Source organism: Streptomyces sp. NPDC051976 (assembly GCF_040680795.1).
Taxonomy (GTDB): Bacteria; Actinomycetota; Actinomycetes; order Streptomycetales; family Streptomycetaceae; genus Actinacidiphila.
In genome coordinates this window covers 216,678-231,752 of the sequence record NZ_JBFAXL010000009.1, presented here as the reverse complement: position 1 = coordinate 231,752, position 15,075 = coordinate 216,678, and the positions used below count along the sequence as shown (strand labels likewise).

The 15,075-nt window shown below is 72.7% G+C and carries 12 protein-coding genes; 6 read left to right on the top strand and 6 right to left on the bottom strand.

What is annotated here, in order from left to right; genetic code table 11:
* Positions 1 to 72 precede the first annotated feature (72 nt).
* Entirely contained in the window at positions 73 to 831 is a 759-nt protein-coding gene (locus AB0M29_RS13365) for a class I SAM-dependent methyltransferase (RefSeq protein WP_365382354.1), read from the top strand.
* Positions 832 to 923: 92 nt separating this feature from the next.
* On the opposite strand, the gene AB0M29_RS13360 is transcribed toward AB0M29_RS13365, so the two are convergent.
* From AB0M29_RS13360 to AB0M29_RS13350, 3 genes are read right to left on the bottom strand one after another with little or no spacing between them, the layout of a single operon-like run.
* Positions 924 to 1,703, bottom strand: a complete 780-nt coding sequence (locus AB0M29_RS13360; protein ID WP_365382353.1) for an amino acid ABC transporter ATP-binding protein — start codon at positions 1,701 to 1,703, stop codon at positions 924 to 926.
* Positions 1,704 to 1,705: 2 nt separating this feature from the next.
* On the bottom strand, positions 1,706 to 2,644 hold the full coding sequence (locus tag AB0M29_RS13355; RefSeq protein WP_365382352.1) for an amino acid ABC transporter permease: 939 nt from the start codon (positions 2,642 to 2,644) through the stop codon (positions 1,706 to 1,708).
* Positions 2,645 to 2,680: 36 nt separating this feature from the next.
* Positions 2,681 to 3,646, bottom strand: coding sequence for an ABC transporter substrate-binding protein (locus AB0M29_RS13350; protein ID WP_365382375.1), 966 nt, complete (start codon positions 3,644 to 3,646; stop codon positions 2,681 to 2,683).
* 407 nt (positions 3,647 to 4,053) lie between these two features.
* On the opposite strand from AB0M29_RS13350, the gene AB0M29_RS13345 reads away from it, so the two are divergent.
* Together AB0M29_RS13345 and AB0M29_RS13340 are read left to right on the top strand one after the other, a co-directional pair.
* Positions 4,054 to 5,262, top strand: a complete 1,209-nt coding sequence (locus AB0M29_RS13345) for an NADP-dependent malic enzyme (protein WP_365382351.1) — start codon at positions 4,054 to 4,056, stop codon at positions 5,260 to 5,262.
* Positions 5,263 to 5,351: 89 nt separating this feature from the next.
* The gene (locus AB0M29_RS13340) at positions 5,352 to 6,314 is read left to right on the top strand and encodes a zinc-binding dehydrogenase (RefSeq protein WP_365382350.1); all 963 of its coding nucleotides are present in this window, start codon (positions 5,352 to 5,354) and stop codon (positions 6,312 to 6,314) included.
* A 22-nt stretch (positions 6,315 to 6,336) separates the two neighbouring features.
* On the opposite strand, the gene AB0M29_RS13335 is transcribed toward AB0M29_RS13340, so the two are convergent.
* The 3 genes from AB0M29_RS13335 to AB0M29_RS13325 form a co-directional block, all read right to left on the bottom strand.
* Positions 6,337 to 7,206 carry a helix-turn-helix transcriptional regulator gene (locus AB0M29_RS13335; RefSeq protein ID WP_365382349.1) on the bottom strand — a complete coding sequence of 290 codons (870 nt, stop codon included), beginning with the start codon at positions 7,204 to 7,206 and terminating at the stop codon, positions 6,337 to 6,339.
* Between the two features lies 1 nt (position 7,207).
* Positions 7,208 to 8,053 (bottom strand): DUF4097 family beta strand repeat-containing protein, encoded by an 846-nt coding sequence (locus AB0M29_RS13330; protein ID WP_365382348.1) that lies wholly within the window; start codon positions 8,051 to 8,053, stop codon positions 7,208 to 7,210.
* A 154-nt stretch (positions 8,054 to 8,207) separates the two neighbouring features.
* Positions 8,208 to 8,393 carry a DUF6104 family protein gene (locus AB0M29_RS13325; protein ID WP_365382347.1) on the bottom strand — a complete coding sequence of 62 codons (186 nt, stop codon included), beginning with the start codon at positions 8,391 to 8,393 and terminating at the stop codon, positions 8,208 to 8,210.
* 225 nt (positions 8,394 to 8,618) lie between these two features.
* Here AB0M29_RS13325 and AB0M29_RS13320 point away from each other — a divergent pair, with 225 nt between their 5' ends.
* The 3 genes from AB0M29_RS13320 to AB0M29_RS13310 are packed head-to-tail and all read left to right on the top strand — an operon-like array spanning position 8,619 to position 15,073.
* Positions 8,619 to 10,676: a trypsin-like peptidase domain-containing protein gene (locus tag AB0M29_RS13320; RefSeq protein WP_365382346.1), complete on the top strand. Its 2,058-nt coding sequence runs from the start codon at positions 8,619 to 8,621 to the stop codon at positions 10,674 to 10,676.
* 25 nt (positions 10,677 to 10,701) lie between these two features.
* A complete protein-coding gene (locus AB0M29_RS13315) occupies positions 10,702 to 11,715 on the top strand; it encodes a MoxR family ATPase (RefSeq protein ID WP_365382345.1) in 1,014 nt (337 codons plus the stop codon).
* Positions 11,716 to 11,722: 7 nt separating this feature from the next.
* Complete coding sequence (locus tag AB0M29_RS13310) at positions 11,723 to 15,073, top strand: SAV_2336 N-terminal domain-related protein (RefSeq protein WP_365382344.1); 3,351 nt, start codon at positions 11,723 to 11,725, stop codon at positions 15,071 to 15,073.
* Positions 15,074 to 15,075: the final 2 nt, after the last annotated feature.

Sequence of the window (15,075 nt, the reverse complement as noted above, 5' to 3'; positions counted from 1 at the left end):
TTACGATGTGCGGTCTAGTCTCGGTAATGGCCGAACGGGCTACCAGGGTATTACGGAACGGAGGAACTCGTGGTGTCTGTGGCGACGGAGAACGTCTGGCGGGTCTGGCAGGAGAGCTGGGATCGCCAGCAGGAGTGGTACCTGCCCGACCGCGAGGAACGCTTTCGGGTGATGCTGGACATGGTCGAGGCCACGACCGGCACCGCACCCAGGGTGCTCGACCTCGCATGCGGTACCGGAAGTATCACGGACCGGCTGCTCAAGAGGTTCCCGTCGGCGGTCAGTACCGGCGTCGACCTGGACCCGGCGCTGCTCACCATCGCCCGCGGCACCTTCGACGGCGACCCCCGGGTGACCTTCGTGACCGCCGACCTCAAGGACCCGCGGTGGGCGGAGCGGCTGCCGCACCGCACGTACGACGCCGTGCTCACCGCGACCGCGCTGCACTGGCTGCCCAGCGAGCAGCTCCGGGTGCTCTACGGGCAGATCGCCGGGCTGGTCCGCCCGGGTGGTGTCTTCCTCAACGCCGACCACATGCCCGACCCGGCCACCCCGCTGGTCAACGCGGCCGAGAGCGCGCTGCGGCACGCGCGGATGGACGGGGCCAAGGCGGAGGGCGTCCTCGACTGGCGCGAGTGGTGGCAGCAGGCCGCCGCCGACCCGCTGCTGGCCGCTCCGACCGCCGAGCGGTTCGCGATCTACGGCGAGCACGCCGACGGCGACACCCCGCCCGCCGAGTGGCACGCCCGCACCCTGCGCGAGGCGGGCTTCGCCGAGGCCCGTACGGTCTGGTCCTCGCCGGCCGACGCGATGGTGCTGGCCCTGCGCTGACGCCCGCTCAACAGGGCGTTGGGACAGGGGACTTGGAACGGAACAGGGGGTACGGGCCAATGGCCCGTACCCCCTTGTCGCGGGACGTCGCGTCACAGTACCTTTGATAGGAAGGCCTTCGTGCGGTCGTGCTGCGGGTTGCCCAGCACCTCACGGGGATGACCCGACTCGACGACCAGGCCGTCGTCCATGAAGACCAGCGCGTCGCCCACCTCGCGGGCGAATCCCATCTCGTGGGTCACCACGATCATCGTCATGCCGTCCTCGGCGAGGCCGCGCATGACGTCCAGGACGTCGCCGACCAGCTCGGGGTCGAGCGCCGACGTCGGCTCGTCGAAGAGCATCAGCTTGGGCTCCATGGCCAGCGCACGGGCGATCGCCACCCGCTGCTGCTGGCCGCCGGAGAGCTGGGACGGGTAGTTGCCCGCCTTGTCGGCGAGGCCGACCCGGTCCAGCAGCCGCTGCGCACGCTCGCGGGCGACCGCCTTGGTCTCCCGCCTGACCTGCACCGGACCCTCCATGACGTTCTCGATCGCCGTCATGTGCGGGAACAGGTTGAAGCGCTGGAAGACCATGCCGATGTCGCGCCGTGTGGCGGCGACCTCGCGGTCCTTCAGCTCGTGCAGCCGGTCCCCGCGCTGCCGGTAGCCGACCAGTTCGCCGTCGACCCACAGCCGGCCGGCGTTGATCTGCTCCAGGTGGTTGATGCAGCGCAGGAAGGTGGACTTGCCGGAACCGGACGGTCCGATCAGACAGAACACCTCCCGGGGGGCGACCTCCAGGTCGATCCCCTTGAGGATGTGCGCGGCGCCGAACGACTTGTGGACGGCTTCCGCCCTGACCATCGGCTGGCCGCTGTTCGGGGTGCTCATGCTCAGGCCACCTTCGGTCGGCGCAGGGTGGACAGGTTCGCCTTGACCTTCTGCCAGGGCGTGAGCGGCAGGCTGCGCAGCGATCCCCGGGCGAAACGGCGCTCGAGGTAGTACTGGCCGACGCTGAACACGCTGGTCAGGACCAGGTACCAGATGGAGGCGACGAAGTACATCTCCATGATCGCGCTGGCCGAGTTGCCGATGTCCGAGGTGGTGCGCAGCAGTTCGGTGTACTGCACGACCGATACCAGCGACGAGGTCTTCAGCATGTTGATGAACTCGTTGCCGGTCGGCGGGATGATCACCCGCATGGCCTGCGGGAGCACGATCCGGCGCATCGTACGGGAGCTGGTCATACCCAGCGCGTGCGCCGCCTCGGTCTGGCCCTCGTCCACCGACTGGATGCCCGCGCGCACGATCTCCGCCATGTAGGCGCCCTCGTTGAGGCCGAGGCCCAGCAGGGCGACCACGAACGGGGTCATGACGTCGACGGTGTTGTTCTTGTAGATCGGCCCCAGGTTGATGATCGGGAAGATCAGCGAGAGGTTGAACCACATGAGGAGCTGCACGTACACCGGAGTGCCGCGGAAGAACCAGATGTAGAGCCAGGCGACGCCGCCCGTGACCGGGTTCTTCGACAGCCGCATCACCGCGAACAGCACACCGAGCACCAGGCCGAGGGCCATGGAGGTGATGCTGATCACGACGGTGTGGACCAGGCCGGTCTTCAGGACCGTGGGGTCGAAGAGCTTATCGCCCACGGTCTTCCAGATGATGTCGCCCTGGGAGAACGCGTAGCCGAGCCAGGCCAGCAGGACCACGACCACCACGGCGCTGACCCAGCGGCCGTAGTGGCGTACCGGGATGGCGCGAATGGCCTCGTACGGGGCCGGGGCCGCCGGGCCTGCGCCCGGGGCGGCCTTGGCTATCTCGTCAGTCACGGTGACTGCCCTTCCGTGCCGCAGTGTTCCGCACGGTCAGGCCCCGCCGTTGACGGCGGCCGAGGAGATGGCGCCGGTGGTCGCGTTCCACTTCTCCAGCACCTTGCCGTAGGTGCCGTCGGCGATGATCGCGTCCATGGCGGCCTTGAGGGCGTCACGCAGCTGGACGTTGCTCTTGTCGACCGCGATGCCGAACGGGCCGGAGTCGGCGGGGGAGCCCGCGACCTCGAAGTCGTTGCCGTTGCCGGACTTCTGGGCGATGTACGCGGCCACGGGGGTGTCATTGAGGTCGGCGACCGCGCCGCCGGCCTTGACGCGGGTCTGCGCCTCGGCGTCGGTGTCGAAGGCCTGGATGTTCAGGCCCTTGCTGCCGCACGCCGTCTTCTGCTTCTTGAAGGCGTCGTCGTAGATGGTGCCGCGCTGGACCGCCACGGTCTGACCGCACACGTCGGCGAGCGACTTGATGCCCTTGGGGTTGCCCTTCTTCACCAGAAGGGACGAACCGGAGGTGTAGTAGTCGACGAAGTCGACGCCCTTGCCGATCTTCTTGCCCTTGTCGTCAAGACCCTGCTGGCGGGCCTTGGTGTCGCTCATAGCGGACATCGCGATGTCCTCGCGACCGGTGTAGAGAGAGGTGATCAGACCGTCGAAGTTGCCGTTGGTGAACTGGAACTTCACGCCGAGCTGCTTGGACAGCGCGTCCGCGATGTCCGGGTCGATACCGACGATCTTGCCGTTCTCGGTCTGCTCCATCGGCGCGTAGGAGGCGTCGGTGCCGACCTTGATCGTCCCGGCGTCCTGGTACTTCTTGGGCAGCTTGCCGAAGAGCGGGGCGCCCGACTTGTTGGGCGCGGACGAGCCACCTGCGGTGTTGCCCGAGTTGTCGTCCTTCTTCGTCTGGTCGCCGCACCCGGTGAGCACCAGGGCGCCGGCGACCGCTACTGCGGCGACCGCGGTCAGACGGGTTATCGCGGCCGAAGGCCGGGTCGAGCGTGCGGTCATCGCTGTGTCCTCCTGCGAGGTGAGGGTCTTCGTGCAGTGGACATGGCACACGCCTTCGCGTACCGCCACCGTGTGTGATCTGTGCATCTTGCCATCCGGACAGCCCCAGTCAGGGGTCCGGTTGTGTCAAAATCGGATAACGGGCGATCCCCGGGCTCTCATCGGGCCGGTACACCAAGGCCGGACCACGATGGGGCCATGCCGATCAATTTGCACTCGTCAGCGGAAACAGTCTTCCGGTAGAACGGGTCCTTACCCCTCATCCGGGGCCCATGGCGTGCGTGCGGCACGTCTGGCGTCGGTCGCCACCATGCTCACTCGTATCCGGTGGCACTTTCGCCGAGCCCACCTCCTCCCACGCCCGGGCGGAGTACTCTCACTCACCATTCCGACAAAGGGGTCAAAAAGTGGCAGCGGAGATCGTTAATTCCCGGACCGACACGGACAGCGCCGACGGCGCCTTCCCGATCGATCCGGTCTTCGCCCTGCACCGCGGCGGCAAGATGGAGGTCACCTCCACCGTGCCGGTGCGCGACGCCGACGATCTGTCGCTCGCGTACACGCCCGGTGTCGCGGAGGTCTGCACGGCCATCGCGGAATCGCCCGAGCTGGTCCACGACTACACCTGGAAGTCCCAGGTCGTCGCGGTGGTCACCGACGGCACCGCGGTGCTGGGGCTCGGTGACATCGGTCCCGAGGCGTCACTGCCCGTGATGGAGGGGAAGGCGATCCTCTTCAAGCAGTTCGGCGGGGTCGACGCCGTGCCGATCGCACTCGCCTGCACCGACGTCGACGAGATCGTGGAGACCGTGGTCCGGCTCGCGCCGTCGTTCGGCGGCGTCAACCTGGAGGACATCTCCGCCCCCCGCTGCTTCGAGATCGAGCGCAAGCTCCAGGAGCGGCTGGACATCCCGGTCTTCCACGACGACCAGCACGGCACCGCGGTCGTCACCCTCGCCGCGCTGCGCAACGCCGCCAAGCTCACCGGGCGCAGCCTCGGCGAACTGCGCGCGGTGATCTCCGGCGCCGGGGCCGCCGGGGTCGCCATCGCCAAGATCCTCATCGAGGCGGGCATCGGCGACGTGGCGGTCACCGACCGCAAGGGCGTCGTGCACGGCAGCCGCGACGACCTCAACTCCGTCAAGCGCGAGCTGGCCTCGTATACGAACAAGGCCGGGCTGACCGGTTCGCTGGAGTCCGCCCTCGACGGCGCCGACGTCTTCATCGGCGTCTCCGGCGGTACGGTCGCGGAGTCCGCGGTGGCCACCATGGCCAAGGGCGCGCTGATCTTCGCGATGGCCAACCCGACCCCCGAGATCCACCCGGACGTCGCCCACAAGTACGCCGCGGTGGTGGCCACCGGGCGCAGCGACTTCCCCAACCAGATCAACAACGTCCTCGCGTTCCCCGGGATCTTCGCCGGCGCCCTCCAGGTCCGGGCCTCCCGGATCACCGAGGGCATGAAGATCGCCGCCGCGGAGGCGCTGGCCGCGGTGGTCGCCGACGAGCTGAGCGCCGACCGGGTCATCCCGTCGCCCTTCGACTCCCGGGTCGCCCCCGCGGTCACCGCCGCCGTCGCCGCGGCGGCGCGCGCCGAGGGCGTCGCCCGCCGCTGAGGCTCCCGCCCGCGGCGGACGGCGTGCGCGGTGTGTGTCACACCCGCGCGCTGTTCCGCCGCGTGCGGCACGGCCCCTAGGGTCGGCGTATGTATGCCGCATACGCAGCCAGCATCGATCCCGAAGCACCGCTCACCGGCCTCGAACTGGGGGAGCGCCCCGAGCCGCCCCGGCGGGAGGGGTGGACGACCGTCACCGTCAAGGCGGCCTCGCTCAACCACCACGACCTGTGGTCGCTGCGCGGGGTGGGCCTGGGCAAGGAGAAGCTGCCGATGATCCTCGGCTGTGACGCCGCCGGGATCGACGAGGACGGCAACGAGGTCGTCCTGCACTCCGTGATCGGTCAGAGCGGCCACGGCGTGGGCCCCGACGAGCGCCGCTCGATCCTCACCGAGCACTACCAGGGCACCTTCGCCGAGCGGGTGACCGTACCGACGTGGAACGTGCTGCCCAAGCCGAAGGAGCTGTCCTTCGAGGAGGCGGCCTGCCTGCCGACGGCCTGGCTGACCGCGTACCGCATGCTCTTCACCAACGCCGGGGTGCGCCCCGGGGACTCCGTCCTCGTCCAGGGCGCCGGCGGCGGCGTGGCCACCGCCGCGATCGTGCTGGCCCGCGCGGCGGGACTGCGGGTCTACGCCACCAGCCGTGACGAGGCCAAGCGGCAGCGGGCTCTGGAGGTCGGCGCGCACGCGGTGTTCGCGTCCGGCGAGCGGCTGCCCGAGCGGGTGGACGCGGTGATCGAGACGGTCGGCGCGGCGACCTGGTCGCACTCGGTGAAGTCGCTGCGGCCGGGCGGCACCCTGGTCATCTCGGGTGCCACCAGCGGCCAGAACCCGCCCGCCGCGGAGCTCAACCGGATCTTCTTCCTCGAACTGCGGGTCGTCGGCTCCACCATGGGCGACAAGGACGAGCTGCGGGACCTGCTCTCCTTCTGCGCCCTCACCGGTGTCCGCCCGGTCATCGACTCGGTCCTCCCGCTGGACCGCGCCCCCGAGGCGTTCGCCCGCCTCGCCTCGGGAGACCTCTTCGGCAAGCTCGTCCTCACCGTCTGAGGAACGGCCCGCCGGGGCGGTCCTAACCCGGGCGGTGGTGGAGGACCGCGGTGATGTGGGCCGCCGCCGCTGAGAGGTGGCGGCGGACCTCGCGGAGCTGGGCGTCGTCGACGCCGAGGTCACGGGCGGCGTCGCGGACGTCGTCGCGGAAGCGGTCGAGGAGGCGCTCCAGGTCGCGGGCGGGGTCGGCGGAGGGCGGCGCGGCGGTGTCGTCGCGGGTCCACTCCGGTGCGGGCGGCGGGGGCGTCTCCTTGCGCGCGCCGCCGCCGAACTGGCCCAGCTCGCGGGTGAGTTCGGCCAGCCCCTCGCGCAGCCCGGCCTGCCAGTCGCCGCCCCTGGCGTGCGACTGCACCTGCTCCTGCACCTGGCGGGCGATCCGCTCCATCTCGTCGCGCGCCGCGGTGGCCTGCCGCCGCGCGTCGCGGGCCTCCTCCTTGGCGCGCCTGCTCTCCTCCTTGGCCCGCTGCGCCTGCTCCTTCCACTCCTGCCGGGGCGAGGACGACGTCCGCGCCTCCTGCGCGGCGGCCGCCACCTCGCGGCGCAGGTCGCCCGCGGCGCCGCGGACGTCCTCGCGGATCTCGGCGGCCAGGGTGGAGACGGACTCGCGGATCTCGGCCTCCAGGCCGGCGATCTCGTCGGCGCGGTCGGCGAGTTCGCCGCGGCCGGCGTCGGTGAGGGAGTACACCTTGCGGCCCCCCTCGGTGGAGTGGGTGACCAGCCCCTCCTTCTCCAGCTTGGCCAGCCGCGGGTACACCGTGCCGGCGGAGGGCGCGTACAGCCCCTGGAAGCGCTCCTCCAGCAGCCGGATCACCTCGTAGCCGTGCCGCGGCGACTCGTCGAGCAGCTTGAGCAGATACAGCCGGAGCCGGCCGTGGGCGAAGACGGGCGCCATGTCAGATGTCCTTCCGGAACGAGGGCGCGTCCTCCAGCGGTGGCCTGCGCAGTACGGCGATCGCGCCGGAGACGGTGGTGGCCTTCAGGCGGGCGCCGCCGGTGCCGATCCGGCCGGTGATCCGCTTGGCCCCCCACTGGCCGGTGACGGTCAGCTCGTCGAAGGCACACGAGACCCGGCCGCTGGTGGTGTTGGCGTCGACCTCCGCGTCGCCCGGTTCGGGGATGCGGATGGCGATCTCGCCGGAGACGGTGGTGAGCTTGACGTCGGCGCCCGCGGACGGGTCGAGGTCCAGCACCATGTTGCCGCTGACCGAGTCGGCCTTCACCCGGGGGCCGCTGCCCTCGACGACGGTGAGGTCGCCGGAGACGGTGTTGACCCGCAGTTCGCCGGAGACCGACTGGGCCTCGACGTTGCCGCCGACGGTGTTGGCCTTCACCGGGCCGGTCAGTCCCACCAGCGTGGTGTCACCGGTGACGCCCTGGACGACGGTCTCCCCGGAGATGCCGGAGATCACCGCTCCGGCGCCGACCACGCCCACCTCGACCTTGGTGTGCGCCGGCACCGCGAGCGAGACCACCGCGTGCCGCTGCCAGCCCTTGCGGTCGTACCACTTGAGGAAGCCCTTCCAGGACATGTCCTCGTAGGTGACGGTGAGGGTGGAGCCGCGCTGGTAGATCTGCAGCGGTGGACCGTCGATCTCGGTGACCTCCACCCTGGCCGGACCCTCCTCGACCCCGACGACGTTCACCGCGCCGTTGACGATCCGTACGCTCAGGGTGTCCACCCGCTCGTCGAAGACGAACTTCTCCGGCTGTGTCACGGTCCGGTCCGACGTGCCGCTCATCGTGCCCCTCCTCCGGGTGCGCCGTAGACGCAACATATCGCGTCTTCCGAGAAACACGATATATCGCGTGGCGTGGAAGTCAAGCGGTATCGCGACCGGTCTTACGCGTTCTCACGCGATACACGTCACGCGTACCGCCCGGCTCACTCGTCGCTCACTCCTCGTCGTCGTCCTCGTCGTCGAGCCGGGCCAGCCAGGTGGCAAGACGCTCCACGGGGATCTCGAACTCGGGGTTGAGATCGACGAACTCCCGCAGCCGGTCGGAGAGCCAGTCGAAGCTGACCTCCTCCTCGCCGCGCCGGCTTGCCAGCTCCTCGATACCGCGGTCGGTGAAGTACAAGATCTGCTCCGGAACAGGGATGGGACGGGTGGGCGGAGGGGAAGAACGGGAGGGACGAGACGGGACGTATACCGCAAGGATAGGCAGTGGGTCCGAGGGGCCCGGCGGAGGACCTGACTGCCGGGCCCGCCTGGGCTAGCCTTCGGAGAAGATCAGGTCTTTGGGGGGTGGCATGGGGGCGGAGAGCGCTGCCGCCGGAGTGTCGGGCGGCTTAGGGAGTACGCCGTGAGCCCGCACGGCGGCGGGGGCGCGGATGACGACCCCGTCGACCCCGCCGAGACCCTGGTCCCCCTCGTGCGCGAGGCCACCGTACGCATCCACGGCAGCGAGCCCGGGTATCCCCTGCGTGGCAGTGGATTCTTCGTCGCCCCGAACTGGGTGCTCACCTGCGCCCACGTGGCGCTGGCCGGACAGGAGGGGGCCGTGGGGGAGGCGGCGCGGAAGGTGACGGTCGGCCACGGCGACCGGATGCTGACCGGCGTCGTCGAATGGGCCGAGCCCGCCGTGAGCCCCGGCCCCGGCCACCGCTGGCCCGCGCCCGACCTCGCGCTGATCCGGCTGCTCGACCACGCCGACCACCCCTGCGTCTGGCTCACCGAACGCACCGCCAAGGGCTACACCACCAACCAGGTCGCGTTCTTCGGCTATGTGCCGACCGACGGCGCCACCGGCGACTTCGCCGCGTCGGAGGAGGACAAGTACCAGGAGTACAACGGCCGTTGCACCATCAGCGGCCAGCTCGGCAACGGCGGCATCCTCAAGCTCGGCAACGAGGACGAGATGCCGCACGGCATCTCCGGCGGCCCGGTCGTCGACCTGGTGCGCGGCGAGGTGATAGGGGTGCTCAAGGCCCGGCGCACCGCACGCGACGGCGGACTCGCCGTCGGCATCCAGCAGTTGCGGCGGCTGCCGGTCGCCGCCGCGCCGGAGGACGACCTCTACCACCGGGTGATGAGCGCGCACGACCTGCACCACGCCGACCGCTACGCCAACACCCGCGGCCAGCAGGTCACCTGGACCGACGCGCACAGCGAGATCGGCGCCGTCGCGGGCCGCGCCCTGACCGCGGGGCAGCGCACCGCGCTGCTCGGCAGGCTCGCCCTGCTGCCGCCGCCCGCCAGTGCCAGGAACCTCCAGGACACCGTGGCCGGGGTGCGCGGCAGCCTGCCGCAGGGCCTGCCGCTCGCCCCCCGCGCCTGGCGCGACGGCCTCGGCCTGCTCTACGACCTGCGGCGCGGCAGCACCGAACTGGAGGCCGTGCTGCGCTACGCGGTGCACGCCGCCACCGCGGACCGGCTGCGCGCCGCCGACGACGGGGCCGAGCGCGCGCTGTGGCACTGGGCGCAGGAGGCGGCGGCCGACGCCGAAGGGCTCACCCGGCTGTTCCGCTCCACCCTGGTCACCGAGCGCAAGGCCCGGCTGCGGGCCCGCTCCACCCTGGCCGTCGTGGACCCGGCGCCGCCCGCGCCGGGCGCCGGACGCCCGCTGCACCCCGAGGCGCTGCTGGAGATCATCCCGCGCGGCTGGGAGCCGGGCCGCTTCGACTGGCGGGTCAGCGTGCTGCCGGTGAGCGGCGAGGCGGAGTGCATCGAGGAGGACTTCCACGGCACCGCCTTCCACCAGCTGCCCGACCGGCTGCGGGAGCCGCTGGACGAGGCGTTCCGCCGCTGCGACGAGCCGGGCAACGACGCGCTGCTCCAACTGGCCGTCCCCGGCTACCTGGTGGCCTTCGCCGCGGACACCTGGCCGATAGGGCCCGGCGGGGCGCCGCTGGGCGCGGTCCGGCCGGTCGTCGTGCGGCGCACCGACACGCCGCCGTGGGACGACCCGGTCCTGGCGGCCGAGCGGGTCGACCGCTGGCACACCCTGCACGACCGGCAGCTGGGCCCGGCGCCCCTCGACTGCGACGAGGGCGCCGCGAACGCGCTGCCCGGCGAGGACGTACTGCGCGGCCACCCCCGCGACACCCTGCCGGTGCTCTGCCGCTCGGGTGCCACCGGGCCCGACGCGCTGCACCGCCTCGTGCGCGGCGGCCACCCGGTCGCGCTGTGGCGCCGCGAGCCGGTGGAACCCGACGCGGTCTGCGACGACTTCCACCGCGGCATCGCCCGTACGGTACGCGTCGCGCGCTTCGCCGGACGGCTGCCCGGCGCGCTGGTGAGTCTGCGTGCGGCCGTGGCGGACGGGGTACCGGAGGCGTACTGGTCGCGGGGACTGGCACTGCTCTACGACGACCCGACCCGACCCCTACCCGGAACCGACGAGCTGCTGGAGACTCCATGAGGGACGAGGTATCGAGGTGAGTGACGTGACCGAAGCCAGTCCGGCCGGTGAGTGGCTCATCTACCGCGGCACCGGGGAACCGCACACCGGGATCGACGGACTGCCCGAACCGCCGCCCTGGCGGGACTTCGACGGCGGCCCGCTGGTCGCGCCCGGGCCGGACGCCGACAGCTCGTCCGCCCGCAGGCTCGGCGCGTACCGGCACATGGCCGAGATGCACCGTCCCAGCCCCGAGGAGCTGGAGATGGTCAACGCGGCGCTGTACCTGCGCCGCCCGCTGCTGGTCACCGGCAGCCCCGGCACCGGCAAGAGCACGCTGGCGCACGCGGTGGCGTTCGAGCTGGGCCTGGGCCGGGTGCTGCACTGGCCCATCGTCAGCCGCAGCGTGCTGCAGGACGGCCTCTACCGGTACGACGCCATCGCCCGCCTCCAGGACACCCAGATCGCGGCGAACTCCGGCACCGCCCCGCCCGGCGGCATCGGCAGCTACATCCGGCTCGGCCCGCTGGGCACCGCGCTGCTGCCCACCGCCAAGCCGCGCGTGCTGCTCATCGACGAGCTGGACAAGAGCGACATCGACCTGCCCAACGACCTGCTCAACGTGATGGAGGAGGGCGAGTTCGGGATACCGGAGCTGGAGCGGCTGGCCGAACGCGAGCCACAGGTCGACGTGTTGACCGACGACGGTGCCAAGGTCACGCTGCGCGAGGGCCGGATCCGCTGCCGCGCCTTCCCGTTCGTGATCCTCACCAGCAACGGCGAGCGGGACTTCCCGGCGCCGCTGCTGCGCCGCTGTATCCACCTGGAGCTGGGCAACCCCGATCACAAGCGGCTGTCCACGGTGGTCCGCGCACACCTCGGCGACGAGGCGGCCACCGTCGGCGACGACCTGGTCACGCGCTTCCTGGAGCGCTCGCGCAGCGAACTGCTCGCCACCGACCAGCTGCTGAACGCCATCTACCTCACCCACCATGCCGCCCCGCCCACCCGCACCCGGCTGGCCGACATGCTCATCCAGCGGCTCGACCGGCCCAGGTGAGGCGGCCATGGCCGATCCGAACCCCGACCCACGGCGTGCCATGTCGGCCCCACCGCCTGCCGAGGAGCGCGACCCGCTGGCCGAGGTCGTCGCCGCGCTGAGCCGTGCCGGTCTCGACCCGGGAGCGACCGAACTCGCCGACGCGCTGTGGCTGGCGCGGTGGTCGCGGCCCAGCGGCGCCCTGCCCGGCGCGGCGTCCGAACCCGGCCGCCCCGGCACCGACGGCACCGGCGGTTCCCCCTTCGGCCGCGGCGACGGGCAGCCCGGCGACCGCACACCCGCGCACGGCACCGTCCTGCCGCCCCTCCCGCCCGCCCCGGCCGACGACCGCCTCGTCACGCTCTACCCCGGCGCCGGCGCGCCCGGCCGGACCCGTACCGGCGCCGGCGCCGCCGCGCTCACCGTCGCCGTGCCCGAGGCGCCCGCGCTGCCGCGGCTGCTCGAACTCCAGTCGGCGCTGCGGCCGTTACAGCGCTACCACAGCCCCGCCCGCCCGCTGCGCGAGGTGCTCGACGAGTCGGCGACCGCCGAGCGCAGCGCCAGCGCCGCGGGACTCCTGCTACCGGTCTTCCGGCCGGTGCTGCGCGGCGACGCCTCCATGCAGCTCCTGATGGACGCGTCGTCGTCGATGTACGTCTGGGAGCGGATGCTCCGCGAGCTGGGCCAGGTCTTCGAACGGCTCGGCGCCTTCCACGAGGTGCAGGTCCGCTATCTGCACGCCACGCCCTACGGCGACCCGGCGGTCAGCGGCCGCTTCGACCCGGAGGCCGCCGCGCTGCGCTCCGCCGAGCAGCTGAGCGACCCCACCGGCCGACGGGTCACGCTGCTGGTGAGCGACTGCGCCGGGCCGCTGTGGCGGTCGGGCCACGCGCACCGGCTGCTGCACCGGCTCGCCCGGCACGGCCCCGTCGCCGTACTCCAGCCGCTCCCGGCCCGGTTGTGGGCCCGCACCATGCTGCCGGTCTCCTACGGGGTGCTGCACCGTACCGAGGGGACGGCGCTCTCCTCGCCGCCGCGCTTCTCCAACGGCCCCAGTGCTTACGGCGGTTCGGCCGTCCCGGGCAACGCGGGACCTGACGGGGACGCGCTGCCGGTGCCCGTACTGCCGCCCACCGCCGAGGCGTTGGGCGCCTGGGCGCGGCTGCTGGCCGGGATGGGCGCGGGCGAGGTGCCCGCCGCCGTGGGCTGGGTGCGCGCGGACCAGCCCGCCACCCATGTGCCCGCCCGCCGCGCCACGATGGCGCCCGCCGCGCTGGTCGGCAGGTTCCGCTCCGCCGCCTCGCCCGCCGCCGCCCAGCTCGCCGTCTACCTGGCCGCCGCCCCGCTGTTCCTGCCCGTCATGCAGCTCGTCCAGCGCACCATGCTGCCCGACTCCGGCCCCGCCGAACTCGCCGAGGTGCTGCTCAGCGGACTGCTCACCCGCGCCCCCGGCGAGGACGCGCGCGACCACCGCTGGTACGAGTTCGCCGACGGGGTACGGGAGGTGCTGCTCGGCCCGCTCGGCAGGGACGAGGCGCTGCTGGTGCTCAAGCACTGCTCCGAGTATGTGGAGCAGCGCTTCGGCAAGAGCGGCCCCAACTTCCCCGCGCTGGCCATCACCCAGCTCACCGAGGGCCCCACCGACCTGGTCGCCGACGCCGCCGTGGCCTCCGCGGCGCGGGCCGTGGCCCAGGAGGCGGTGCGCGCTGGGGAGGACGCGGTCGCCGCCGAGTCGCCGCAGCCGTTCGCCGAGGTCGCCGCCCGGGTGCTGGAGCGCTTCATGCCGCTGCCGGAGAACGGCGCCCCGGCGCACGGCCCGGTAGGCCTGCCGTCCACCGCGGTGCAGCGGGCCCGCGCCCTCGTCGCGCGCTTCACCGAGGAGGGGATGGTGCAGAACCTCCTGGACGCCGTGCAGTTGCTGCGCCGCGCGGCGTCCGAGGAGCGGGTCCGCGGCTCCGACCCCGATCTGTGGAGCGAGCTGGCGCAGAACCTGATCACGCTGTGGCGGCTGCGCGGCGGCGCCGCCCTGCTGCGCGAGGCGCAGGAGGCGGCCGAGACCGCCGCCGCGCACCCCGGGTCCGTACCGGCGCGCGCGGTGCGCGCCCGGGTGTTCCAGGCCGCCGCCGACGAACGCGCCGCGCTCGGCGACAACCGGGGCGCCCTGGAGCTGCTGCGGCGCGCCGACCGGGAGTTCAGCGCCGTCTGCGCGGCCCCGGGGCTCGACCCCGAGGAGGTGCTCGGCGTCACCCTGGAACGCGTCCAGGTGCTGGAGGACCAGTGGCAGCTCAGCGGCGACGCCGGGCTGCTGCAGGAGACCGTCGGCATGCTGGAGGCGTTCTCCGACGCGTGGCCGCTGGCCGACGCGCGCCCCAGCGGGCTGCCGCTGGCCCACGGCCGGGCGCTGCTGCGGCTGGCCGGGGCGGCCAGGGAGCGCGAACGCGAACAGGTCTACGCCCAGCAGGCCGCCCGCTCCTTCGCCTCGGGCCTGGACTCCCTGGAGCGCGAGGAGGCCGCGCCGGAGTCGCGGATCGCCGCGCTGCTGTCGCTGGTCGACGCCCATCTGCTGGCGGGCGGACGGCTGGCGCAGGCGCAGCGGCTGGTCGACCGCGCGCTCGGCGAGACCCGCGACCGGCTGCTGCGCGCGGCCATACTGATCCGCGCCGGACGGATAAGGGTCGCCCGGCACACCGCGGGCGGCCCGGCGGGCGAACTGGAGGCGGCGGCCGGGCGGTTCGCCGAGGCGTGCCGCCTCACCCCGCGGGACCGGCCCGAGTACAGCGACCTGGTCGCCGAGTGGGGCGCGGCGCTGCTGGGCCGGGCCGCCCTGCCCGGCGGTGAACCCTTCGTCAACCGCGCGGTCCTGGTGCTGCGCGACTGCCGGATGGAGACCCCGGAGAGCGACCCGCGGCTGCCCGAGCGGCTGCTGATGCTCGGCCGGGCGCTGGTGCTGCGCTACAAGGCGGAACAGGACCTGGTGGACCTGCGGGAGGCCGAGCACGTCCTGGGCCTGGCCGTGCAGCCCGCCGTGGAACCCGCCCAAATCGCCCGGATCTGGTACGAGTTGGGGGAGTCGCACCGGCTCGGCTATCTGCACGCGCGGCGCATCGAGCGCCTCGACCAGGCCGCGGACGCCTACCGCCGCGCCGCCGAGGCGGCAGGCAACGCCCGCGCGCGGTCCGCCGATCCGGAGCCGATGGTGCGGCTGTCGGCACTGGCGCACCACTGGCGCGGCGTGGTCTTCGAGTCCGCCCGCCGCCCGAGGGCCGCCGCCGACGCCTACCGCGCGGCCCTCGCCGAGTGGCGGCTGCTGCCCGACGGCGGCGCCGACGAGGCCCGGCAGACCGGCGAACGGCTGGCGGCACTCACCCGGGCGGGCTGACG

Excerpts from the sequence above, each read along its gene's own strand:
- AB0M29_RS13360 (WP_365382353.1), bottom strand. The coding sequence starts at position 1,703 with ATGAGCACCCCGAACAGCGGCCAGCCGATGGTCAGGGCGGAAGCCGTC.
- AB0M29_RS13310 (WP_365382344.1), top strand. The coding sequence starts at position 11,723 with ATGGCCGATCCGAACCCCGACCCACGGCGTGCCATGTCGGCCCCACCG.
- AB0M29_RS13330 (WP_365382348.1), bottom strand. The coding sequence starts at position 8,053 with ATGAGCGGCACGTCGGACCGGACCGTGACACAGCCGGAGAAGTTCGTC.
- AB0M29_RS13340 (WP_365382350.1), top strand. The coding sequence starts at position 5,352 with ATGTATGCCGCATACGCAGCCAGCATCGATCCCGAAGCACCGCTCACC.
- AB0M29_RS13335 (WP_365382349.1), bottom strand. The coding sequence starts at position 7,206 with ATGGCGCCCGTCTTCGCCCACGGCCGGCTCCGGCTGTATCTGCTCAAG.
- AB0M29_RS13350 (WP_365382375.1), bottom strand. The coding sequence starts at position 3,646 with ATGACCGCACGCTCGACCCGGCCTTCGGCCGCGATAACCCGTCTGACC.